The 24,616-nt window shown below is 58.9% G+C and carries 17 protein-coding genes; 9 read left to right on the forward strand and 8 right to left on the reverse strand.

The genetic code is table 11. The annotated features are described in order from the left end of the window. Positions 1 to 1,263 precede the first annotated feature (1,263 nt). The 5 genes from J3U87_RS09340 to J3U87_RS09360 all read left to right on the forward strand — a co-directional run bounded on the left by J3U87_RS09340 (position 1,264) and on the right by J3U87_RS09360 (position 7,167). On the forward strand, positions 1,264 to 3,651 hold the full coding sequence (locus J3U87_RS09340; RefSeq protein WP_237382776.1) for a winged helix-turn-helix domain-containing protein: 2,388 nt from the start codon (positions 1,264 to 1,266) through the stop codon (positions 3,649 to 3,651). Between the two features lie 604 nt (positions 3,652 to 4,255). After that, positions 4,256 to 4,804 (forward strand): SiaB family protein kinase, encoded by a 549-nt coding sequence (locus J3U87_RS09345; protein WP_272932476.1) that lies wholly within the window; start codon positions 4,256 to 4,258, stop codon positions 4,802 to 4,804. A 2-nt stretch (positions 4,805 to 4,806) separates the two neighbouring features. Continuing rightward, on the forward strand, positions 4,807 to 5,184 hold the full coding sequence (locus J3U87_RS09350; RefSeq protein WP_237382778.1) for a DUF1987 domain-containing protein: 378 nt from the start codon (positions 4,807 to 4,809) through the stop codon (positions 5,182 to 5,184). 46 nt (positions 5,185 to 5,230) lie between these two features. Next, a complete protein-coding gene (locus J3U87_RS09355) occupies positions 5,231 to 6,169 on the forward strand; it encodes a GGDEF domain-containing protein (protein ID WP_237382779.1) in 939 nt (312 codons plus the stop codon). Between the two features lie 26 nt (positions 6,170 to 6,195). Continuing rightward, positions 6,196 to 7,167 carry a sensor histidine kinase gene (locus tag J3U87_RS09360; RefSeq protein ID WP_237382780.1) on the forward strand — a complete coding sequence of 324 codons (972 nt, stop codon included), beginning with the start codon at positions 6,196 to 6,198 and terminating at the stop codon, positions 7,165 to 7,167. A 482-nt stretch (positions 7,168 to 7,649) separates the two neighbouring features. Here the strand turns inward: J3U87_RS09360 and J3U87_RS09365 are convergent, their stop codons facing one another. Further along, positions 7,650 to 8,357, reverse strand: coding sequence for a hypothetical protein (locus J3U87_RS09365; RefSeq protein ID WP_237382781.1), 708 nt, complete (start codon positions 8,355 to 8,357; stop codon positions 7,650 to 7,652). Between the two features lie 430 nt (positions 8,358 to 8,787). Here J3U87_RS09365 and gloA point away from each other — a divergent pair, with 430 nt between their 5' ends. Beyond that, a complete protein-coding gene (gloA, locus tag J3U87_RS09370) occupies positions 8,788 to 9,168 on the forward strand; it encodes a lactoylglutathione lyase (protein WP_237382782.1) in 381 nt (126 codons plus the stop codon). Here gloA and J3U87_RS09375 read toward each other — a convergent pair. The 4 genes from J3U87_RS09375 to aroC form a co-directional block, all read right to left on the reverse strand. After that, positions 9,155 to 9,625 (reverse strand): peroxiredoxin, encoded by a 471-nt coding sequence (locus J3U87_RS09375; protein ID WP_237382783.1) that lies wholly within the window; start codon positions 9,623 to 9,625, stop codon positions 9,155 to 9,157. The genes gloA and J3U87_RS09375 overlap by 14 nt on opposite strands. 181 nt (positions 9,626 to 9,806) lie before the next feature. Next, positions 9,807 to 11,960, reverse strand: coding sequence for an efflux RND transporter permease subunit (locus J3U87_RS09380; protein ID WP_237382784.1), 2,154 nt, complete (start codon positions 11,958 to 11,960; stop codon positions 9,807 to 9,809). An 87-nt stretch (positions 11,961 to 12,047) separates the two neighbouring features. Further along, positions 12,048 to 13,310 (reverse strand): sensor domain-containing diguanylate cyclase, encoded by a 1,263-nt coding sequence (locus J3U87_RS09385; RefSeq protein WP_237382785.1) that lies wholly within the window; start codon positions 13,308 to 13,310, stop codon positions 12,048 to 12,050. A 265-nt stretch (positions 13,311 to 13,575) separates the two neighbouring features. Then, the gene (aroC, locus tag J3U87_RS09390; RefSeq protein ID WP_237382786.1) at positions 13,576 to 14,733 is read right to left on the reverse strand and encodes a chorismate synthase; all 1,158 of its coding nucleotides are present in this window, start codon (positions 14,731 to 14,733) and stop codon (positions 13,576 to 13,578) included. A gap of 199 nt (positions 14,734 to 14,932) precedes the next feature. Here aroC and J3U87_RS09395 point away from each other — a divergent pair, with 199 nt between their 5' ends. Beyond that, entirely contained in the window at positions 14,933 to 19,318 is a 4,386-nt protein-coding gene (locus J3U87_RS09395; RefSeq protein ID WP_237382787.1) for a DEAD/DEAH box helicase, read from the forward strand. A 566-nt stretch (positions 19,319 to 19,884) separates the two neighbouring features. Here the strand turns inward: J3U87_RS09395 and J3U87_RS09400 are convergent. Further along, positions 19,885 to 20,322, reverse strand: coding sequence for a hypothetical protein (locus tag J3U87_RS09400; RefSeq protein WP_237382788.1), 438 nt, complete (start codon positions 20,320 to 20,322; stop codon positions 19,885 to 19,887). Positions 20,323 to 21,117: 795 nt separating this feature from the next. Here J3U87_RS09400 and J3U87_RS09405 point away from each other — a divergent pair. Together J3U87_RS09405 and J3U87_RS09410 are read left to right on the forward strand one after the other, a co-directional pair. Then, the gene (locus tag J3U87_RS09405) at positions 21,118 to 21,627 is read left to right on the forward strand and encodes a hypothetical protein (RefSeq protein WP_237382789.1); all 510 of its coding nucleotides are present in this window, start codon (positions 21,118 to 21,120) and stop codon (positions 21,625 to 21,627) included. 92 nt (positions 21,628 to 21,719) lie between these two features. Further along, the gene (locus tag J3U87_RS09410; protein WP_237382790.1) at positions 21,720 to 21,965 is read left to right on the forward strand and encodes a hypothetical protein; all 246 of its coding nucleotides are present in this window, start codon (positions 21,720 to 21,722) and stop codon (positions 21,963 to 21,965) included. A gap of 81 nt (positions 21,966 to 22,046) precedes the next feature. On the opposite strand, the gene J3U87_RS09415 is transcribed toward J3U87_RS09410, so the two are convergent. Continuing rightward, positions 22,047 to 22,436 carry a hypothetical protein gene (locus tag J3U87_RS09415; protein ID WP_237382791.1) on the reverse strand — a complete coding sequence of 130 codons (390 nt, stop codon included), beginning with the start codon at positions 22,434 to 22,436 and terminating at the stop codon, positions 22,047 to 22,049. A gap of 284 nt (positions 22,437 to 22,720) precedes the next feature. Then, positions 22,721 to 24,463, reverse strand: a complete 1,743-nt coding sequence (locus J3U87_RS09420) for an aromatic amino acid hydroxylase (RefSeq protein ID WP_237382792.1) — start codon at positions 24,461 to 24,463, stop codon at positions 22,721 to 22,723. Positions 24,464 to 24,616: the final 153 nt, after the last annotated feature.

The raw sequence follows: 24,616 nt of genomic DNA on the forward strand, positions 1-24,616 counted from the left end.
CATCCGCGCCGTTCTTCGACGGTCGAGCCCGGAAGCAAGATGCACAGTTTCAAAACGTTACCCCAATGATCAGGCATCGCGGCCCAGGTGTGCGAAGGCCCCAGAAACAGACCGAATCGCGGCGGGAACCACCACATTTCGATCACCGGTACGACTGCCGGTCATGTCTGAGAACACCTAGCGTTAGTGACATCCGATGCACATGACATAGTATGGTTCTTTAAAAAAATCAGGCGAAGAGTTCTATTCTACTAGATTTCGGACCAAATTCCCAACGCGCAGGCATCGGAAAAGACGAAGAGTCGATGTTCGCTCGATTCACTCGACCCCGTTTCGAACCGTCGTCCGGGCTCAAACCGGAAGCTTGCCTGCAAAATCCTCCGACCCTGCTCCCCAGGGCCTGTGCGAACTCTCTTGAAACGAAGTTGCTCGAAGTGCCCGAATGCCGAGAGATTCGTCGTGCCCGGTAGGTTCAGCCGCCGGCTGAACTTGCCGAAGCGATCCATGATCAGAGTTCCCGCATGTTTTGAGGATCGGACCGGCAGTAGGTTGGGCCGCTGGCCCGACAGTTCGAAGCGGCCCAGGCTTCGCAAGATCAAGTGGTAAAAGAGCGGAGCAAATAAGTCGGGCCTCCAGATCTCTCATTGATCGAATTCGATCTTTGCTCAGTCGCTTCGATTGGTGGAGTAGGGCCGGTAAGGCAAGCTGCTCCACCTACAGGCTTTACCGTCCCTCTCACGATGTGGGGACTTTGAACTTTACGACTTCGAGTTGGGGTTGCGAGGGAGATTTTGTGCTCCGCTCTTTGGCGCAATTGATTGTAGTTGCTAGGATTGCTTCGATTGGTGGAGCAAGCTGCTCCACCTACAGGCTTTACCGTCCCTCTCAAGATGCGGGGTCTTCAGACTATGCGGCTTCGTTGGCGGGAGGCCTGGGGATTGATCGGCTTCGCTCTTTGGCGTAACGGATTGCTGAAAAATGGGTTGCTTCGAAATGTCGGCCCAGCGGGCCAACCTACAGCCATGACACCTTCCTCGCAAATGCGGGTACTTTCGCACGAATCGCTTCGATGAGTTACCCACTTGAAACCCAGTGGCCGGCGTGCCGGTGGCCTGTGCGGCGATTCGGGGGTGAAAAAACCGGAGAACGCCTCCGGCCCCGCGGAGAGGTGACCCGTTCGCGCGTATAATACAGGGACAACGTCCATTTCCCCAACCAATGCCGCCGACTCGTCCCTCCTGGCGGCACGAGGCTTCGCGAATCATGACTCCCAAGGCGCCTTCGGCGAATCCCAAAGCCAAATCGGCGACGACCGTGCCCGAAATCGAGGGCTGGACCATCGAATGGGACACCCATTGCATGGTGCGCGGGTCCATGACGCGGCGCCTCGAGCCCAAAACCATGCGTTTGCTCCAGTACCTGATCGAGCGTGCCGGGGAGACGATCTCGAAGGACGAATTGATTGACGCGGTCTGGGAAGGAACCCACGTGGAGGACAACGCCATCAGCCGTGCCGTTTCGCAGGTGCGCAAGGCATTCGACGACTCCTCCCGCAATTCGCGGGTCATCGCCACGATCCCCAAACGCGGTTATCGCCTGATCGCGCCCATTACCTGGCCGATGCCCGCCGCGGCGCCCCGGCAAACGCGCCTGAGCCTGGTCACCGAACCCGCCGCGCCCCATGGCCCGGGGGCAACCACGGACCCAGTACCCGCAGAGGCTTCGGACTCGGCGGTGACGGCCCCGGACACCGCTCCCCCGCCCGACACCGACGATGTCGCATCCAGTCCGCATCCCGTGCGGATCTACAAACCGAGACCGGTCCCCACCCGGGAAATGCTCCCCACCCTCGTCGTCCGCATCCTGTTCTTGACGGTACTGGCTTCGCTTCTGATCCTCGCCTTTTGGTCCGGACGACGCAGCGCGGAGCCGTCCCCCGTCGCCGAGACACAGGCGCCTCTGCCAGGACAGCCCTTGACCAGCCTGCCCGGCCTCGAAACCGATCCCGCCATCAGCCCGGATGGACAGCGCATCGCCTTCCGCCACCAGCCCCTGGGCGAAACACGCGGCCAACTCTACGTGCGCCAAATTCGGGAGGAGGGGCTGTTACAGCTCACCCACGAGACGGCGGATCATCGCAACCCGGCCTGGTCGCCGGATGGCCAAACCCTTTACTTCCTGAGATCCGACGATACCGGAAGGCAGCTTTGCCGCGTTTCGGCGCTCGGCGGCCAGGTCAGGGTCGTGCGCAAACTGAGTCGGGGCCCCCAGGGACTGGTCCTGCACCCCGACGGCAAACGGGCGATCTTTTCCCAGGTTCCCGAAAATTCGAGTGGCTCCGGCTCCCCGCCCGCCCTGCACCTGCTCGACCTGGAAGACCAAAGCCTGCGCGTGCTGACCAGGCCGCCGGCAACCGGTACCGGCGACCAGCGACCGGCGATCTCACACGACGGCCGCAAACTGGCGTTCATCCGCAAAACGATCGCCGAGCACCAGGACCTCCATCTGATGAATCTGGAAGACGGACCCTCCGCTCCACCGCGGCGTCTGACCCACGACGCCTCCTTCCTGGCCGGAATCAGTTGGGCCCCCGATGACAGCGCCATTCTCTTCTCTTCCAACCGGACCGGTCTCTTCGGGCTGTGGCGGCTCGATCTCGACGCGGAGAAACCCCGCTTTCTGCCAGGGCTGACCAGTTACGATCCGGGCATGCCGATCATCCGACCCGAGGGCAGGGGCCTGGTCTATGAAGAATGGTTCTTCGACACCAACCTTTGGCGAGCGAACCTGGAGGAGGCCGTTTCCGGCGAGCCCGGCGGCTCCCCGATCCGACAGGTCTCCACCCATTGGGAGTATTTTCCCCGCCACGCACCGGACGGTCGCCATGTCGCCTTCGTGACCAACCGCTCCGGTTCTCCCGAAATTTGGTTGGCACCCGCGGACGACACCACCTCCTGGCGCTTTTCCCAAGTGAAACCCGCAATCGCCGATGCTCCCTCTTGGTCGCCGGATGGTTCTCGCCTGGCCTTCGAGGTACGCGATCGAGCGGGTTCACGCATCCAAATCGGCGCACGCGACGGCAGTGATTTCCGATTCGTCACGCCCGCCGATTCCCGCGCCCGCTTCCCCGTTTGGCGCGACGGCGACCGGCTCGTTTTTACATCGGATCGAAGCGGCTCGTGGGAACTGTGGCAGACGTCCGCGAACGGCGGACCCGAAACTCCCGCCGAACGCCTGACCGAACACGGCGGCTGGATCGCCGCCTTCCATCCCGACGGCGATCGCCTGATCTACACGCGATTCGGGGAAACCGGCTGGTGGCAACGAGATTTCGCAACCGGTGCCGAAGTCCCGCTGGCACTCGATGACGCGCTCGATCTGGGCGCGATCTCTCCGGGGAATTGGCAGGTGCGCGGGCGCAACCTGTATTTCGTGAAGCGGACCCAGCCCAGTGGCTACGCGCTGATGGTCTGGCACCTCGACGACCATCGACTCCGAACCCTCTGCCCCTTACCGCACACCTTCGGACTGGGACCCGCCGCCTTTTCGATCGGACCCACCGAAAGAGAGTTGTGGTTCGTAAACGTGGATCGCCTGGAAAGCGATCTGTGGTACGTGGACGATTACGAACTCAAAGATTCGCGGAAGTAGCCGCCCAACGGAAGGATTCCATGCCGCCCGCACATCGCGAAACGGGGTATATCTCGGATTTTTCCTTCGTTCGGAGTTCGCCGCGTCGACATCCTGAACCGCATCACGAGAGATTTTTCACAATCAGGGACCGCGAAGCATGTGGTCCGCATAAATCATCCATGCCCCTAATTTACTCACTTTGTTCACGTTACGATCCGGTACCGGTCCAGAAAGGGGTGGATCGCAACCGCCGAATTGGTTCGCCTTAGTGGGCACGGTACCGGATCGCAGCAACGTTTCCTCTACAAAGCTTTTATCGCCAGGTAATTAGCTAACCCCTGACATCTGGCTTCCGAAACCAGTTTGCATTGGAATCTCGGCCAATCCAGAGGTACCATTTCAAAAATGCCCCGATTCCGAAGGGGCAAGCGTCGAGTCTTTTCGCGAGAATTCACAGAAGGGAACCTTCCCCGACACGGTCAATCCTGTTCGTTCCGGTTAATTTTGTTAAGATAGAAGGATTATCCCTGTTCTATCGGCATCTCGAATCGGGCACGGATCCCAGGATCCGGCAGCCCTCAGCCATTAACAGCCCCGCGAAACCAGGGACCAAGGGTGCTATATGCAGTGGAGTGACATCTCGGAGATCTACAAAGATCTCGAACACGAAAAAATCATCATGTTCTACAAAGGGCCCGTCCCCCAGGAAACGTTGGTGGACATGGGTTCCTTCCTCAAGAGCATGCTCTATGGCAATCCAAGGATCAAAACCATATTTGCCATCTTCGTGGAGATGGCCCACAACATTCTCAATCACTCGGGCGAGCGCGAGATGATTGATCTTGCGGGCAACGACATTGGGGTTGGGCTGATCATTCTTAGAGAACTCCCCGACCATTTTGTTTTAAAATCCTGCAATCCATTGCGCCGTGAGGCGGCCGACCCCCTGGCCGAGAGGCTGGCACATTTGAGATCGATGTCGAAAGACGAGCTGAAACGACTCTATGTCAGTCTGCGCAAAACTGGTGAAAATCGCACCCAAAAGGGTGCGGGCCTCGGTTTGGTGGAGATCGCCAAGCGACCCGATACCCAATTGGATTTTGCGATTCAACCCTTCAACCATCAATTTGATTTATTCAGTCTCACGGCCACCATTTCCAAGGGAGGGTAAGATTGCAAAAATTAGAACTCGCCAAGACGGTTGACACCCCTCAGGTCAGCTTCGACCCCACGAACGGCCAGTTTCATGTCGAAGGCGAATCCTATCCCGAGAATGCACTCGACTTTTACGGCCCGGTTTTCGAATCCCTCAACCAATACATCGAAATGACCAACGGTCCGATCACGGCACACTTCAAACTCTCTTACTTCAATTCGAGCTCTTCTAAATGCCTCCTAGATATTTTCGATATTCTGGAAGCGTTTCACAGCGTCGGTGGCAAAGTCACGGTGAATTGGTACTACCAGGTAGAAGATGAAGATATCAAGGAAAGCGGAGAAGATTTTGCCGACGACCTCAGCTTGAATTTCAGTCTCGTTTCCTTCGAATAAACCACCTCACCTTCAAACTCCCGACCTCGCAATCACCTCGGCGGCCATGAAATTCAACGATAACATCTTCAATTCGGAACTCGCGACCCAGCGTCGGGCAGAGGCGGTCATCGCCAATCCTCCCGACACGTTCGATACCCTATTGAAGGAATACATCGCGCTTACCGGGCAATACGCAAAGCTTCTCAAACAGGCGATCAAGCTCACCTCGGTCGGAGACGGGGCCCAACGCAAACTGATGCGCATCCGCAACGACCTCCAGGAACGCAATATCCGCATTCAGGCCCAGAAAGCGAAACTGGAGCAGCTCAACCAAAAGTTGGAAAACGCCAGCGTCACCGATCCGCTGACCGGGCTCCACAATCGGCGTTACTTCCTCAGCTTCATCGAGGGGGAATTCAAGACCATCCTCACCACCCCCGCTCCCGAAATCGACTTCGGGCCGAGCCTGCTTTTCCTGCTCATCGACATCGACCACTTCAAGGTCATCAACGACACCTGGGGTCATGCCTCCGGCGACAAGGTCCTGGTTCAATTCTGCGATCTGATTCGCAATGCGAGCCGGAAAATCGACACGTTGGTACGCTGGGGCGGCGAAGAGTTCCTGATGGTCTGTCGCGAAGCGGATCGAGGCTACGGCGCCACCCTCGCGGAGCGACTGCGCCAGGGCGTGGCCGATCACCGATTCGACATCGGTACGGACGAGCCGATTACCTGCACCTGTTCGATCGGGTTCGCCTACTTTCCATTCATCGCCTCCTTCCCCACCCACATGGGTTGGTCCCAAGTCCTCGATCTCGCCGACCAAGCGCTATATGCGGCAAAGAACTCAGGACGCAACGCCTGGGTCGGCGTCAACACGGTCGAACCGGACCACACCCGTCAAAACCCTCCCCCCTCGTTTCACGGACTGCGGGAGTTGGTCGCGTCCGATTGGGTCGCTCTCTCCAGTTCCCTCGGCGATCTCAACGACGTCCGACTCTGACGGATCAGACTCCAAAGGTAGTGGCCATGGCGAAAACCAACAGCAAGTACACCGATATCTTTCGCAATGAGTCGGCCACGGTAGATCGCGCCTCTCAGTTTCTTCAGTCGAACTTCAATGAACTGGATTCGGCCCGGGATGAGTTCCGCCACCTGCTCGAGTGCTATCAAAAGCTACTCACCTACACGGCCAAGATCACCCGGCTCGGCGATTCGAATCAGCGCAAGCTCCACAACGCGATTCAACAGATCCAGGCCCAGAAAGAGGAGTTGCGCGACCGCAAGGAACTCCTGAAACGACTGAACAAAGCCAAGGACGAGATCTTGGGCATCGTGGCCCACGACCTGCGCACTCCCGTCAACACGGCGCTGGGTTACAGCGAAATCCTGCTGGACGAGTACGGCGTCACCCTGGGTGAGGACGGCACCCATTTGATTCACAAAATCAAATCGAGCTGCCATCAAATGACGGTCTTGATCGGCGATCTCCTGGAAATCGCCAAGTTGGAATCGGAAGATTTCAATCTCAACCTGGAACGGACCGACATTCGCGAACAGCTCATTTTCCACGTGGAAGAGAACCGCGACCGGGCCGACGGCAAAAAACACCGTTTGTGCCTGAAGGTACCCGATCACCCGGTCTGGGTCCCGCTGAACAAGGAGCGCTTCCAGCAAATCTGTCAAAACCTGATTTCGAATGCGATCAAGTTCACCGAGGAAGGTGGCAGCATCGACGTGGTGCTGTCCTGCAAGGAGCAGCACGTCCTCCTGAGCATTCGCGACACCGGAATCGGGATACCCGCGGACCACCTGCCGCACCTCTTCAAGAAGTTCACCCGCGCCAGTCGATTGGGTACGCGAGGAGAGGCGTCGATCGGGCTCGGAATGAATATCATTCACAATCTAGTCGAGCTCCACGGCGGGCGGATCTGGGTGGAGTCGACGGTCGGCGTGGGCACCAACTTCTTCATCGAGTTGCCCTACTGCCAAAACACGTAAGATTCGGGTCGACGGTACCCCAAACATAAAAAAGCCGGGTGCGGAATCCGCTACCCGGTGAAAAATTGACCAAAACAAGAGATGGTGGGTTTTGGTCATTCAGTTGTGCCTAGTTCCATGCCGGTAGCATGGGCATAGGGGCCTCCGGTGATCGTGCAAAACCGGGGCCTATATCTAATTTGTGTCTTTCGAGCGGATTTCGCAAACACTTCGGCCAAAAGTAAAGCGTGAATCAATTTCCCAGCCGCATCATCATTTCGCTGAAGCTCGCTTCAATAGTCTCGAAACCAAGCATTTAAGCGCCGCTCTCGACCAAATCCCCGACCAGGAAACATTTACAAGATTCTCACATTCCCGGGCCAGTGGGTTCCAAGCTCGTTTTCGAAGAAGAATCCGTTCGCCGTCCGCCGACCGGTGCCCCTCCAGCAAGGGAAAGATCGTAACCGCCAAGTTGGTTCGACTGGATGGGCACCGGACCAACTCTAGCCCGTGGTATCCAGAACGGAGAGCGTCGGCGAATCCGAGGTCGCCGCGACATTCCCACCATCCGTGCCTTCGGCGGATTGTCCTTCGGCGACGAAGACCTCGAAACGTTCCCGAATGGCTTTGTAGGTGTCGATGGAAATCTGCGCCAGACCACCCAGTTCTTCCTCCGCCTGTCGGAACCCCTCGTCGATGAAGCCTTGGAAACGTTCGGCGAAGGCCGCTCGGTCCTCGCTTCCGTCGAAGAAGGAAACGGCGAACGAGAAGATCCGTTCGGACGTGTTCTCCACGTTCAAATAACCGTCCAGGAGCTCCTGAGCCTGCTGCTGGATATCGGCGGGCACGCCGCCCTCGCCAACGCCGAATGCCTGTCTCAGTTCTTCCAGGTTGGGCGCCGAACCGCCTTCCGCGGCAATCGAGAAGCCGCTTTGGCCACCGAGTGAGCCCCGGATCAGGCTGAGCAGCGGTTCCAATTCGTTGGCGAGTTCGCCAAACAGGTTCAAAGCGCCCGAAGAGAGCGCCGATGCGCCCTGAAGATTTTGGGATTCGGGGCTGAGCTCGACCGTATCTTTCAAAGATTCGTTCAAAGAGGACTCGAGATCTTGCCGGATCGAGCCTTCGCCATCCTTGGCTCTTTGAATCGTGTCGCGCAATCGTTTATCGACAGAGTTCAAAATGTTGGTGGCTTTGGTTGCACCTAGTTCCATGAAACCCTCCTTGGTTTCCGAAGCGGCCACCGTGGACCGCGCCTGAATGTCAAAGCGACGATGCGATGTGCGGGCACATGCGACGTACATGGTTCAACCATCTAATCGGCCGTGCGCCCGGCGGTCTTGAAGCCGGATCGACACGCCGACCGCGGCGGCCGACGAGGGAACGGAGAAAAGGCTGGTCCCGGACATCCGTGGCACGACGATCGGCGCCATGCAACCCCTAGCGACCGGGAAACCGGGGACCCCGCGAGATCGACGCATCGGTCTGGTATAGTGATCGTTGTCGATCGAGCCCCCACAGGTTCACCATGGGCCGCGTGCCCTGACCCGGTCCACGCCACAACGATTCGGTGCCGATCCGGTTCGCCGGTGAACGGAACCTCTTCGATCGACCAGCCATGTTTTTTCGCGAGGAGTCACCCGCATGAAAATCATTCACACCATGATCCGCGTCAAGGATATGGACGCATCGATCCGCTTCTACACCGAGATACTCGGCATGAAACTGTTTTCCAAAGACGACTATCCCGGCGGCGAATTCTCCCTTGCTTTCGTCGGCTACGGCGATCACCCCGACGACGGCTCCATCGAGCTCACCTACAACTGGGGCAAATCCGACTACGACCTGGGCGATGCGTTCGGCCATATCGCACTCGGCGTCCAGGACATCTACGGCACCTGCGACACCATCAAAAACAAAGGTGGCGAAGTCGTGCGCGAACCGGGTCCCATGAAACACGGGACCACGGTCATCGCATTCGTCAAGGATCCCAACGGCTACATGATCGAGCTCATTCAGCGTTGAGCGAACCGACATAGGCCAGGACGGCTTCCACGTGCCCCTTGACCCGCACTTTGCGCCATTCCCGAATCAAGGTTCCTTCACCGTCGATGACGAAGGTGCTGCGCTCGATGCCCAGCACCTTCCGCCCGTACATGTTCTTTTCCTTGATGACATCGAAGATGCCGCACAGGTTTTCGTCGGGATCGGAAAGCAAGGGAAAGGGCAGTTCCTGCTTGGCCACGAAATTGTCGTGCGACTTGACCGAATCGCGCGACACGCCCAGGATTTCGACATTCAGCTCGCGAAACGCATCGTAGTTGTCGCGAAATTCCTGCGCTTCGGTGGTACAGCCCTTGGTGTTGTCCTTGGGATAGAAATAGAGCACGACGGTTTTTCCGCGCAGGGAAGACAGCGCGATGGTCGTACCGCCATTGGCGGCAGATTCGAATTCAGGAACCATTTCACCTACGGCTACCATGGGTTTCCTCCGCTTTGGTGGATGGGCGCCGCCCATCGGAGACGTTCGGTGCGACAAAGTACACCAACGCGGCGCCTGGGACCGGCTTGTCACCGGCACTGTATTCTGCCACGGCGGCCCGGGAGGAACAACGTTCGTCCAAGTTTTCACCGGCAGAAGTATGGACACGACACCGACAACCTCAATCGGGCTCTGGACTTCGACCCATCAGCCGCGGGCTCCCCAACAACAGGGGCAGAAACCAGAGATCGCCCAGGAAGGCGAACACCATGCCGACGCCCAGCAACAGGCCAAACGCCCGCGTCGGGCCGAACGAAGACGTCATCAGCACGGCGAATCCCAGCGTCAGTACCAGGGTCGTGAGGAAAACCGCCCGCGCATCTTTTTCCAAGGTCCGGCGCCAGCGAAGTTCGAACGCCTCGGAGTCGTTGCGGTAAAAGGTGTTCAGAAGATGTACGGTGTCGTCCACGGCGATCCCGAAGGCGATCGAGAACACCATGACCGTGGAAATGCTCGTCTTGATTTCGAAAAGGAACATGGCCAGCGCCACGCAGCCCAACGGGAACAAGTTGGGGATCATCAATGTCCAGGGTCGGGCCTTGCGCCCAAACAAAAGGAGCAGCAGCAACACGACCGCCGCGACGGTCAGGGACAGACTGGTGCTCAAGGATCGAAGCAGATAATGCTGAATCTCGATGATCCGGGCCAGCGGTCCGGTGATCAGGGAGTCGGGCGGCGACAACCGTTTCAGCTCGGACGCCAAGGCTCCGTACCGCTCGCGGTCCAACGAGTTCACCAGCAGTTGCAACCGGTAATGGGAGCCCTGAACGAACCGCGTGAACAGTTCCGGGCGTGTATCGCGCAGGTGTTCGGCCAGCGCCCGGCGATCTTCCGCCTCGAGATCCGTGACCAACATGCCTTCCGCCCGTAGCGGTGCATTGAGAAACTGATTGAAGCTGAGCACGTGATGCACGTCCTCGAGCCCGACCAGGCGCGTTTCCAACTCGGTGAGCCGCTCCTGCCGTTCGAGAAACGCGGTCATGACGACGGCCCCGTCCTCGTCCTTGTCCTCATCGCCGGCGACGACTTCAGGCAAGGGCACCAACAATTCCAGATGGCTGGCGCCGGTGACGTTTTCCTGGAGGAACCGTGTCTGGACCCGAATCGGGTGATCGGGACTGAAGTAGTTGAGCCCGTTCGACTCGGTCGGGTTGCGGACCAATACCCAGCCACCCAGTCCGATCACCGCCACCGGAATCCAAAGAAACCAGCGCGAAGCGATCAGTCCCTGGTACCAAGAGAGATTCTGTAAATTGCGCAGCGGCGAAAGCGACGGCGGCCGCACGGCCAACCCCAGCAGTTTGGAGAGGCCCAAATGGGTGACGTGGGCCCAGAAAAAGATGATCCAAATGCCGATCGCCATGTAACCGCCCATGGCGGAAATCGGTGCCACCGAAGAAGTCATCAGGGAACCGAACCCCAGCGAGGTGGTCAGGGAAACCAGGAAATTGGGCCACCACTTGTCGCGTAGCCCACCCTCGATCGATTTTTTGAGGCCGATGCTCACCAGCACGTGGACCTGCATGGCCAGGGAGAGGACGAACACCAACGCCGGAATCAGGGTCGTCACCAGGTTCATCGAAGAACCGGCCTGGGCCATGATGCCGGTCGTACAGGCCAGCGAACTGCCGATCGACAACCCACTCACGACAAGCACCTTCCAATCGCGGAACAGAAAACCCAACAGCACCAAGGCCCACAGAATCAAGATCGGGAAAAAGACTTCCTTCACTTCCATCGAACTGCGGTTGAGCGCTTCGTTGACCACCGGCTCGCCAGCGACGACCGCGCGACGCGCCAATCCGTCGCGCTCGGCTTCGCGTGCGGCGCGTTGAAAGGTCGTGACGACCCGACCCTGCGCGAGTCCCGGCTCGATTTGGAACAGGGCGGTGTAAATCCCGCGACTGGGTTGAAAGAACGGAAAGGGAACGAACTCCGGGTCCAATTCCTGATCGCCGCTGGGTAACCTGGCCATCGAGAACCAATCGGCGACCCCAGGGGTTTCCGCCATCGTGCCGAACCAGGTTTCGGCACGCCCGGTAAGCGCCTCGTCCGGGTCGGCACCCAGATCCAAGGCCACCAGAAAAAAATCCGTGTGCCCGAACAGCCGTTGAAAGATTTCGTGTTCGCGCGGCTGGTCGCCGTGATGTACCGCAAATCGCTCGATCCGGTTGTCGAATGGCAACGTGGCGCCGAGGAACCCCAGCCAGCCGGTCAATCCCAGTTGGACGACCAAAACCAGCAGCGCGCGAACATCGATCGCCGGGCGACTCATCACGAAGGATCACCGTCCCACGCGGTCATCGGCACGGAGCGCGTGTGCGTCGTGGCATTCGGCCTGGTCGCGAAGGGCCGGTACCGGTCACATCTCGGCACTTTCCACCCGGTTACGCCCCAACTTTTTGGCCCGGTAGAGCGCGCGATCTGCGCAGGCGAAGTAGTGGGTGATATTCTTTTCCATGCTGATCAGACTGACGACGCCGATGCTGCAGGTCACATTGAACAACCGCGCGTCTTCGGCGTGGAACATCTCTTCCTGAATGCGGATGCGCAGTCGGTCGGCGAAGGTCATGCCGCCTTCCTGCGAAGTCTCGGGCAGGGCGATGCACAGTTCCTCGCCCCCATAACGACCGGCGAAATCCGAGGTCCGCATCTGTTTTTCGATCAGAACGCCGACCCGCTCGAGAACCCGATCGCCCGTTCCGTGACCGTACGTATCGTTGATGTTCTTGAAATGATCCAGGTCCATCAACAACAGGCAGGTCGACCGTTTGTAGCGGGCCGCACGCTTGAACTCTTCCTGAAAGCGCTCCATGAAGTAGCGGCGGTTGTACAGGCCCGTCAAGGCGTCGATACGAGCCAAGCGCTCCAGGTCGTGCATCATCTTCTTGATGGCGGTGATATCCCGCTGAATAAAAATGAAACCCTCGAACCGGCCCGTCTGGTCTTTCACCGAGTTGAGATCCAAAAAGGCGTCGTACAGATCGCCGGACTTTTTTCGCAGGGTCACATCCCCCTGCCAGGAACCGGTTTCCCGCGCGATTTCTTTCATTTTCGCCAGGACAACCGGCGAATGATCGAAGTTGAAGAAGTCGTCCGCCATTCGATCGAAGACCTCGTCCGCATTGAAGCCGGTCAAATCGGAAAAGGCCGGATTCACATAGTAAACGGTATTGCGACGGTCGGTGATCATCACCGACTCGCCCGTGGCTTCGATCGAGAGGTAGATGCTGCGCAGGGTTCGCTCGTTCTCGCTCAGGATTCGTTCGGTTTCCTTGTGGTAGGCGATCTCCTTCTGAAGCTCGGCTTCCACGCGGCGCACCCGCTCTTGCTGCCTTTCGACCAAAATCTGTTTGCGACACAGGTCGCACAATAGCGCGATCTTGGCGCGCACCACGGGCGGGTGATTGAGGGTCGCCTCCAATCCTTCCGGCAACGATTCGAGGGCCAGCAGGTCTTCGACCTGGGACACGAGCAGCACGGAATGAGGCAAGGGACTTTTGGCGAAATATTCGATCCAGCCGGCAAACTCCTGACAAGAAACGAGATCGACCACAGCCACCACAGCGGTCTCGCTGTTGCGAACCGCCTGGACGAAGGAATCGCGGGTAAAGGAAAAAAGCAACTCGGTTTCCAACGGACCAAGGAGATCGCGCCATGCATCGATGGCCGATTCTTGGGGACAAAAAATGGAAATCGTAACCCTTGGCCTACTGGTTTCGCCCATTGTATTTTCCGCTAAAGCTGATATTACTTGGCCATTCTAGCAGCCAAATCCACACGAAGGTATTGCTGTTCGTTAAAATCTAGTCTTTCAAACAAAACTTTTCAGCAAGTTCTGCATTTCTGTTCAAAAAAGTTCTTTAAAGTTATCCGTCAAATCCCTGAGTTCACTCAGGATTGGTCCTATCGCCGGGTGTGGCGAAATGAGCTCGTTGGGCCCCGTTGCGCCATGCCGCGTACTGGTCCGGACACTGGGCGCGCCACCGCAGCAGATGGTCGGCCAGGGTGACCAGCACCATCGCTTCGCCGATCGGGACGAATCGCGGAAGCAGACAGGGATCGTGACGCCCGCGGGTGGAGATGGAGACGGCGTGACCCGCTCGGTCGATCGTATCCTGCGGTTTGGAAAGCGAGCTGGTGGGTTTGACGGCCACGCGCAGGACGATCGGCAGCCCACTGGAGATTCCACCCAGCATGCCGCCATGCCGATTGCCGACTGTCGTCACCTGACCGTCCTGCATGGTGAAACGATCGTTATTCTCGGATCCACGGGCCTGCGCGACATCGAACCCGGCACCGTATTCAAAGGCCGTAACCGCGGGAATCGACATCAGGCCGTGGGCCAGATCGGCCTTCAATTTACCGAAAACCGGCTCACCCAACCCGGGCGGTACGTGCTTGGCCACGATCGCGGCGACCCCGCCGATCGAGTCCTGAGCCTTGCGCATGCGATCGATGAGTTCGATCATGGCCTGGGCCGCGGTTTCATCGGGGCAGCGCGCGATATTGGCTTCGACCGCGGACTGGGTCACGGCCAACGGATCGGGAATCGAGGCGGTGACGTCACCGACCTGGGTGACGAAGCCGATCACCTCGATGCCGTATCCCGCCAGCAGTTTTCGCGCGACGGCACCGGCGGCGACACGGGCCACCGTTTCGCGCGCCGAGGCGCGACCGCCGCCGCGGTAGTCGCGAAAGCCGTATTTGGCGTCATAGGTGTAATCCGCGTGACCGGGCCGATATTTTTCCATGATGTCGCCGTAATCTCGGGACCGTTGGTCGGTGTTCTCCACGATGATGGCGATGGCGGTACCGGTCGTTTTCCCTTCGAAGACGCCTGATAGGATTCGCGCCGTATCGGGCTCGCGACGTTGGGTGGTGATTTTGGATTGACCGGGCCGACGCCGATCCAGGTCGGGTTGAATATCCGACTCGGACAACGCGACTCCGGGCGGGCAGCCGTCGATGATGACCAAGTTCGCTGGTCCATGGCTTTCACCCGCGGTGGTGATTCTAAATTGCTGGCCAAAACTGTTTCCCGTCATGGCCGCCATTCTAAGGGGTCGGGATGAGAGAGTAAAGCAAATTGAATTCAGGCGGAGCGAGGCCGACACGCACGCTTCGCGTTACAATATTTAATAGATGGCCCCTCCAGAAACCGATACTTCTTCCATGGCCGAGGTGGGCTGGCTGGTTGGGCACGATATCGGGGATACATCCCCAGCGAGACGAGGACCCGCCGCCATGCACGACTTTTCTTTCCATCCCGCGGTCCAGCATTGGTTCAGCCATCGGTTTCAAACACCCACCCAACCCCAGGAACGCGGCTGGCCCGCCATTCAATCGGGCGCCAACACACTGATCGCGGCACCCACGGGATCGGGCAAGACACTGGCCGCCTTCCTCGCCTCGCTCGATCGGCTGTTCCGTCAGGCGGTGGCCGGCGAGTTGACCGACGCCACCAAAGTCGTCTACATTTCTCCGCTTCGCGCCCTGAGCAACGACATCCACAAGAACCTGGCCGAACCACTCGCCGGCATCGCCGAATCCATGGAGAAGCTGGGCTACGGCAACCCGCAGGTGCGCACCGCCATCCGTACCGGCGACACCACCGCCAACCAACGCCAGGCCATCCTGCGCCGGCCACCACACATCCTGGTGACCACGCCCGAATCGCTGTACCTGTTGCTGACGTCGCGATTGGGCCGCGTGGTCCTGAGCACGGTCGAAACGGTCATCGTCGACGAAATCCACGCTCTGGCCGACAACCGGCGCGGCACCCATCTGGCCCTCAGCCTCGAACGCCTTCAACACCTGACGGGCCGCCGCCTGCAGCGCATCGGCCTGTCAGCTACCCAAAAGCCCATGAGCCGCGTGGCCGGGTTCCTCGTCGGCGAGACGGCCAAGAACTCGGACGGGACGCCGGATTGCCGCATCATCGACGAAAGCCGAACCCGCGATTTGGACCTGGCGCTGGCCTTGCCCGATTCGCCGCTGGAAGCCGTGATGGCCGCCGAGGTTTGGAGCGAGATCTACCGCCGCCTGGTCTCCCTGATACAAGGTCACCGAACCACGCTGATCTTCGTCAATACCCGTCGTCTCGCCGAACGCGTCACCTTCAACCTTCGCGAACAGTTGGGTGAGGACGTGGTGGCCGCGCACCACGGCAGTCTTTCGGCCGATCGCCGCGTCGATGTGGAGAACCGGCTCAAGACCGGCCGGCTCAAGGCGATCGTGGCCACGGCCTCGTTGGAGCTGGGTATCGATATCGGCCACGTGGATCTCGTCTGCCAACTCGGCTGTCCGCGTACCATTGCGGCGGTGCTGCAACGCATCGGCCGCTCGGGTCACTATTTCGGCGGGGTGCCGAAAGGGCGGATCTTCCCACTCAGCCGCGACGAGCTCATCGAAGCCATCGCCATGATTCGCGCCATTCACCAGCAGCGCCTGGACCCGCTGTTGATTCCCGAAAACCCGCTGGACATCCTGGCGCAGCAGATCGTCGCGGCCAGCGCCAACGAGGATTGGACCGAGGACGACCTGTTCGCGCTCGTCCGTCAAGCCTGGTCCTACCGTACGTTGAAGCGGTCCGATTTCGACCAGGTGGTGCGCATGCTGGCCGACGGCATCACCACCAAGCGCGGTCGGCGCGGTGCCCACATCTTTCACGACGGTGTCAACGGCATGATCAAAGGCCGCAAAGGTGCCCGCCTCGCCGCCCTCACCTCCGGCGGCGCCATTCCCGACCTGGCCGATTACCAGGTGTTGCTCGAACCGTCCGGTACCTTCATCGGCACCCTGAACGAGGACTTCGCCATCGAGAGCATGCCCGGCGACGTGTTCCAGCTCGGCAACAATTCGTGGCGGATCCGCAAGATCGATACGGGTCGGGTGCTGGTGGAAGACGCCCAGGGTCAGCCGCCCTCGATTCCGTTCTGGCTGGGCGAAGCGCCCAGTCGCGGCCAGGAACTGTCGCTGGCGGTCTCGCAGTTTCGAGAAGAGAGTACCCGCTACCTGGGTGATCCCAAAGCCTTCACCCAGTGGATCGTGGCGCAGGTCCCCATGCCGGACTGCACCGCCGAACAACTGCACGATTACCTCGCCGCGACTCAAAAGGCCTTGGGTGCCATGCCCTCCCAAAACCATCTGGTGCTCGAGCGGTTTTTCGACGAATCGGGCGGCATGCAGCTCGTCATCCATGCGCCGTTCGGGTCCAGGCTCAACCGCGCCTGGGGCCTGGCCCTGCGCAAGCGATTCTGCCGTTCCTTCAACTTCGAACTCCAGGCGGCCGCGACCGAGGACGCGATCGTGCTGTCGCTGGGTCCCAAACACGCGTTCCCCCTGGACGAGGTCTTCGATTACCTGCATCCGAAGAGCGCGCGCGACGTGCTGGTTCAGGCGCTGCTCGACGCGCCCATGTTCCAAACCCGTTGGCGCTGGAACGCCACCCGATCGCTGGCCATGCTGCGGATGCGAGGTGGTAAACGCATCCCGCCCCAGATTCAACGCATGGAAGCCGAGGACCTGATCGCCGTCGTCTTTCCCGATCAGTTGGCCTGCCTGGAAAACATCGCGGGCGACCGCGAGGTTCCCGACCATCCGTTGGTCACCCAGACGATCGACGATTGCCTGTTCGAGGCGATGGACGTCGATGGCCTGGAAGCGCTGCTGACACGCATCGTGGGGAACGACGTTCGGAAAATGGCCGTCGACGTACCCGAGCCCTCACCGATGGCGCACGAGGTCCTCAACGCCAAACCCTATGCCTTCCTGGACGATGCGCCCTTGGAAGAGCGTCGCACCCAAGCGGTTTCCCTGCGTCGCTCGGTCAGCCTGGACCAAACCCAGGAACCGGGCTTGCTGGACGCGGCCGCGATCGCCACGGTGCGCGACCAGGTCTGGCCGCAGCCGGAATCGCTGGACGAAGTCCACGAAGCGCTGATCCACCTGGGCGGCATGCGAGGCGAAGAACTGGCGCAACAAACGGAGGCGGCGTTTTGGTCGGCCTCCCTGGAAGAACTGATCGATCAGAAACGCGCGGCCTGGTTCCGCACGTCCGAGGCGGCCGACGGGAACGTCTTGGCGATTGCGGCCGAACGCCTGCCGCTGTGGCGAACCCTGTTTCCCGAGGGAACCACCGATACCCCCTTGGCCGCACCACGTCACCTCCAAGGGGTACCCTGGGATACCCAATCGGCCCTCGTGGATCTGGTGCGGGCCCGTATGGAGGTGGCCGGCCCCCAGACCGCCGCGACCTTGGCCGAAGCCCTCGGCCAGGAGGTAGCGGACCTGGATGCGGCACTCCTGGCCCTGGAAGCGGAGGGCATGGTGCTGCGCGGCGCCTTCGACCCGACGCTCAGTGGTCTGCAGTGGTGCAATCGTCGCCTGCTGGCGCGCATTCACCATCTCACCCTGCAGCGCCTGCGGGCCGAGATTCGCCCCGTCAGCCTGCAGGACTTCATGCGGTTCCTGTTTCACTGGCAACACGTCCTTCCCGACCAGAAGGCGCGCGACCAAGAAGCGCTGGCCGACGTACTCGAGCAACTGGAGGGGTTCGAGTCGGCCGCCGCGAGTTGGGAAGAAGCGATCCTGCCGTTGCGCTGCCACCAATACATGCCCGCCTGGCTCGACCGACTGTGCGAATCGGGAGAAATTAGCTGGGGCCGCATGAATCCGCCGGACTCCCCTTCTGGCCGGGGTTTCACGTCCGGACCGCTGCGTACGACGCCGATGACGCTTTTCTTTCGGGGCAACGCGGACATCTGGCAACGGCCGGTCGAAGGTGAACCGGAACTTTCCGGTTATGCGAACGCGGTCTACGAAGTGCTCACCGCCCGTGGGGCGGTCTTTTTTCACGAAATTCAAAAGCTCTGCGGCTTGTTGGCGACGCAAGTGGAAAGTGGGCTCGGTGAGCTGGCTGCCTTGGGACTGGTACACTCGGACAGTTACAAGGGTTTGCGGTCCTTGCTGTTACCGGCCAACCGCAAGCCGTTGCCCGACCGCCCGCGTCCCGGTCGAAGGGCTCGCGGTCGCGGTTTCCACCCACAGAGCCTGGCCTACGCGGGTCGCTGGTCGCTGCTGAACCCGTCGGAAGGTGACCCGACGGAAGCGCAGGACGATGGCGGAGCCGAGGCCCAGGAGACGTTCGAGCAGAATGCCCAGGCCGAACGCTGGGAATACCAGGCTCGGGTGTTGCTGTTGCGCTACGGGATCGTGTTCCGCAAGTTGATCCAACGCGAGAGTCAGGCGCCGCCCTGGCGCGAATTGCTGCGCATCTACCGCCACTGGGAGGCCGTGGGCGAGATTCGCGGCGGGCATTTCGTCGCCGGTTGCAGCGGCGAGCATTTCGCGCTTCCCGAGGCGATCGGAACCTTGCGCAAGGTGCGCCGCAGCGAACCTGACAGCCGATTGGTGGTGGTCAACGCCTGCGATCCACTCAACCAGTGCGGCTGGTTACTGCCCGGCATCGCGGTGGAACGCCAGGTGGCCAACCGGATCGCCTTCCGCGACGGCATCCCGGTGGCGGCGTGGATCAGTGGGAAGCTGGTCACGTTCGCGGGCCAGGACTGCGACGAGCGCGAGTTGCTCCGGGTCTTGGCGCCGGCACGACGACCCGCCCGTGCCATGTGAGTTGGTGGAGGTGCGGGGCTCCGCTGGGGTGGTTTCTGTGACTGCGTTTTTCTTTACCACGGAGTGCGCGGAGGACACGGAGAGACCACACGAAGGCCAGTTCGAATCTTTCGTCTGCGCGAGAAAGGCGTCGTCGCGGTAGATGGGCCTGCCAATCCCGCTCAGAAGGATTTTCCCCGGTGTACCGCGAACTTCCAAGAAACCATTCCGTTCTGGCTCACCTTATGGCCATAGGTAGTTCCCCCACGAGCCACATCGATTGACACGAAAAAAATTATCATCCACGGATGCCGTACGTCCGGTTTTTCCACAGATCGACGATTCCCAAATTCAGACTCGTTGAATTAAGCTATATAACATAAGCCATTTACGAAAAACCATCACCAGGTAATCAAGAAAGGAGGATGCAAACCCGTCTCAAAGGCAATCAGGAAGGGAACCCGGGAAGGTCCATCAGGTACGAGCTCCGTCATTCCTTCGCGCCCTCAGTGAACTCCGTGGTAAAAAAAGACTTACACACATGTCGCTCTGTACCTAGGATGGTTGCCCGCTCCAAACTCCATCGATCAGTTGGTCATTGCCAGGTACTCGGACCACATCTCCTCAAGCTCTCCCAGGAGCTGCTCCCACGCAAGCAGGGTCCGATAATCCTGCTCCTGCCCGCGGAATCCTTCCATCTCGAAACGAACCAATAGCTTGTCCATCCCCTTCCGCGTCCGCTTAAGGAACTTCACCATGGCAACCGCGTACTCGCGCTGATCGGTCTTCAACTCGCGGTAGGCGTTCATGACTTCTTTGTTGGTTTCGATGAAACTGGCGATCAACTGCTGGTAGGTCACCTCCTCGGCGAAACACAGAGGACAGTTCCGGGCGAATTCGAGCGTCTGCTCGTGAATGACGTACAGCTCGCCAAGAAGCTGGACGCGACACTGGGGCCTGGCATTGGCCGCCGTCTCCCGATACTTCTTCTTGACCTTCACGAACCATTCGGTGCACTTCTTCATGCAGACGCTTGGACTCTCGGCACATCCACCCGGTCGAGCCGCTTCGCACGGCGCCACACACGTCAATCCGAAATCGGGCCATACCACTTCAGGGCAATCAATCATCATGAGAACCATGAAAACAAGCATACGCCCTCTTTTTCACATTTTCGAACAGAGATGTATTCTCACAAATTTATTTTCCACATACATTATCAGAAATTCCCACAAACTTGAACCAACTATTTTTTCGCAATAACGCCCTTCTCCACTCTCCTCGAACAGGGGAGATCCCTACCGGGTACACACATCACCGCAGGATAACGGTCGATCCCCCGGGCGGTCCGCCTCCCCAACAACGACTCCTCGGCAATTCCGTGATCGAGGTCTCGCTCTCCGCTCGCTCCGGAACTCGTTCCATCAGCCATGAGGCTTCGGGGAGATTTCTCGCCCCAATGAACCGGAAAATGGTCTCGGCAAGGGACAATCCACCTCCCCGCCGACCCCGATCAAAAACCCCAACGAGCTATATCCGCACAACACACTGACAACATTAAGCTTAAACAATTACTTAAAAAAAATATCAAATCTTTGTACAGGTTTTTATCGCGAGTCCGGTTAATAAATAGTGAAGAGCAAGGAAACGACGGGCTGGTCGCAGAGAATACATGGCGACGAGACCACCCTTCGAGAGACGCAACGGTTGGCCGGTGCCGATAGACAGGCGGCGCAACCGTCACGACATTTTATGTCCAAATCCCCGATCGCACGTCTTCATCATTCAAGCCTATGGTTACTATGATCAGGAGTATATTCATGTCCCATTCACTTGCATTCAGTAACAGTATGACCGATACCTCCACAGCCTCGAACAACCTCGTTTCAGAAGTCATTGAATGGCAACAAACACCTCGCACCACGGGCAAACCAGAACACCACCCCAGAACGCGTACAACCGAAAACGGCAGTTGCCCATCGCGCCTGGGATACGGATCGCGAACCGCTGCCCAAGTGGAACGCGAAGCCCACAACGATGCCTCCATTCGCGATATGAAGGCCCGTATCAGCCTGGCTAAGCTCTTTATTTCCACGCTAGAACAAGCTGCGGAACAAGGCGAGTCCGTTCCCTACGTACCTGTTTGGGACCTCATCGGGCTCGATGACACGGTCCTGTTCCAGCAACAGGGAAACCCGGAAGACCCCATCGCCTCGGGTCGGGCCAAGACTTTGTTGTCCCAGTATATTTCCCTGAAACAAAAGCAAATCGTCAAAGCCCAGAGCAACTTTTTTCTTTCTCACCACTATCAAAACCAAGCCATCGCTTGAGTAAGCCTACACGACAAAACCGAGCTTTGGCCGACGGTCGAATACGGCTTCTCCCAGACCCATTCACCTAACGATTCATCGAGGTAGTGAACATGTTCCAAGATTTCTTTTCTAAATTGAAACGTGCCTGCATGGAGCCGAAACCTACACAACACGCCATCGCCCCCGCTCAGGGAAGGCATCGTTTGGCGTTCAAATACGAAGCACAAACCGCAACCCATCGAGCCGCAGCGGGAAAGACGTTGAAATACCGCATCATCGACTGTTCTCAGGAGGCGCCCAACCAGGTCGCCGTGCCCCACCAATTCACCATCAGGCTCGCGGACGACATGCCCTGAAACGACAAATGCCGCCCATTCAGGCGGCATTCGCGGAAAGATGTCGAGGAAACATCTTTCGGGTCAAAGAGATATGGAACCTTAGATATCGCCCTGGTCGGCTTTTTCGGTTTTCTGCTCGGCCTTGGCCATCTTGGCTTGATTGGCTTTCTTGGCACTGCAGCCGGATGCTTTGGCAGTGGCGGCTTTGGCGCTGCAGCTCTTGCCGGCGGCCTTTTGGGTGGCGTATGCAGCCTGCTGAGGCTGAGCATCACCGGCCTTGGCAATGGTTGCACCTTTCTTGGAAGAACAATGGGATGCCTTGGCCATGGAAGCCTTTTTGGCAGAGCAGCTCTTGCCGGCAACGGCCTGAGTGCTCGCGGTTACCGCCACGGGCTCGGCTTTGGCGGTTTTGGCCGCCTTGTCACAAGCCAGTGCACCTAAAGTCGAAAAAGAAACCAGCAACGCAATTCCCAAAATTTTCTTGACCATGGAACGGTCCTCCTATGTGATGTGAAGTCGAATCGATCGCTCTCGAACTCGAATACAGATGCGAGTTCATGCTCTCCTCTATAACTCTTTTGGCGTGAATCTTATTTCGGTGGTCGTTTTGCCCTACCCTTTCCTCCGATTCACACCTCGAGTTTGAAAATTGTAAAGGTTCTTCATTGTTTCCCTCTACGAGAAAATCGAGAGGTGAGATTCATCAAATCTGTTCAAACAGGTCGAATCCGCGCGCCACGAATTGAAACCCATTCGTAACGAGCTCGCAGAATTCAGGATAAACCGAGAAACTTGAGCCCCATCGAGACGGGCACTTCACGAAAACGCCGGCTCTCGATGCCCTTCATGAAGTTGCGCAGCCTCATGGACAAACGCACGCCTCGATCCATGTGACAGAGGGATTCCAACATGTACCAGGGCAGCAGCCAGTGTTCGGGATACTCGTTCTCGACGACGTCGGCCATTTCTGCGAAGCGCTTTAGCACCTTTTCCGGATCCTGGCCCACTTTCAGCAAATTGTACTGGTCGAACATGGTCACCAGCTTCTTGTCCGCTTCGCTGTAGTGTTTGCCGCGGGGAACCTTCCTCTGCGCAAATTCGGTTTCCGGCCAGAAGCTCAAATCGGCGGCGCCCGCGAAGGCCGAGGTGACCCGTTCGCCGATCGCCATGTCGTAATCGCCCCATTCGGGCTGGAAGAGGCGCTGCTCGCCGCGATGCACGGTACACCCGGTGAAGGTCAGCAACTGCAGGTAACCCTCTTCGTTGGTGGTGACCTTTTCCAGGTTGCCCTGAACTTCCACACCCGATTTGAACCGCATGGTGATCCGTGCACCGGGACCGGTGTAACCGAGCCGCTGTAAATCGCCCGGTTGCCACGTGGAAAGCTCGCTGCCGTCCTCCAAAACACCGATCGGCGTGCCGTATCCGGCCGCGTGGTGGTCTTTCTCGTGCCCCGGCAGGTGGCGGTTGCGGCGCGCCAACGCACAGGGACCGGTAAACTGCAGATAGGCGGGTTGGTCCTCGTCCACGACGCCCGTCAGAATGCCGGTGATCTGCAACCCGCTGTTGAGCTCGACCGTGCAGGTCTCGCCACTCTCCTTGGCTACCCGCAACGCCTTGGCGCCTCCGACGAAACAGGCGAAATCCTTGCTGACCTCGTCGAGAATGTCGTTGAGCTGATCGAAGGTCTCCACCACGAACAGTTGCGGTTGCTGTTTGGTGATGTCGTAATTGACGTCGACGCAGGCCGACGTGAGCTTGATCTTTCTCACTTCGGGAAGGTGCAGGAAGTAGCTTTCGCCGACCGAACTCAAAATGCCGGCACCGTAAATCTTGTAATCTTGGGGGGTTCCGATCAGGCCGTATTCCACCGTCCACCAGTGGAGGCGCGACATGAGGCTGGCCTCGGAAGTGTAGCTCACCGAAGCGATGGCCTCCTCCAGGCGAACTTCGGCCGCATAGATCTGCTCCGAAGTGCTGGATATGTCTTCCTTGACCACGGACAGATTGCGAATGGCGTTGTAGACGGCCAAATCTTCCCGAGACGAAAAGGCGAGGCGCCCGATTTCCCCGAAGCGGCGCAGGAAGCGGTTGTAATCCGGGTCGGGAATGATAGGCGCATGGCCGGCCGATTCGTGAATGATATCCGGCGCCGGCGTGTAGGCCAGGTGATCGGCCGTGCGCACATCCGCCGCGATGGTCAGGATCCCCAATGCCTGAAACTCTTGAAAGGCACGCGGCGGAATGAAGCCGTCGACACACACCGCCCCCCATCCGTAGTGGGACAAACACTCGTCCATTTCCTCGATACGCGGAATCCGGTCGATGAAGATCCCGGTTTGATTCAGACCGCTTACGTAGATGGGATGGGCCGTTTCCTTCAATTGGTTGTAGGTCTGGAGCAAAATGAAGCGCCAAACAGCCTGGTCAACCGCGTCGTAGGCCTCGTAATCCTGTTGCACCACGTATTGACGCAAGTGTGCCGGGATGCGTTCGAGTGTACTTGGACGACTCATGGAAACCTCCGTTCCTAATCAGATGGTCTTGAGTAATGGGTAGTGCATGGGCAGGTTCGCCATGTTCCCTCGCGATGGGTCGGGATTCATGGGGAGCCAGGCAGGGTGATCGAATGTGCCGAACCCGGCGCGCTGCCCGGGAGCACCGCGAGG

The sequence above is a fragment of the Sulfidibacter corallicola genome, assembly GCF_017498545.1.
Lineage (GTDB): Bacteria > Acidobacteriota > Holophagae > Acanthopleuribacterales > Acanthopleuribacteraceae > Sulfidibacter > Sulfidibacter corallicola.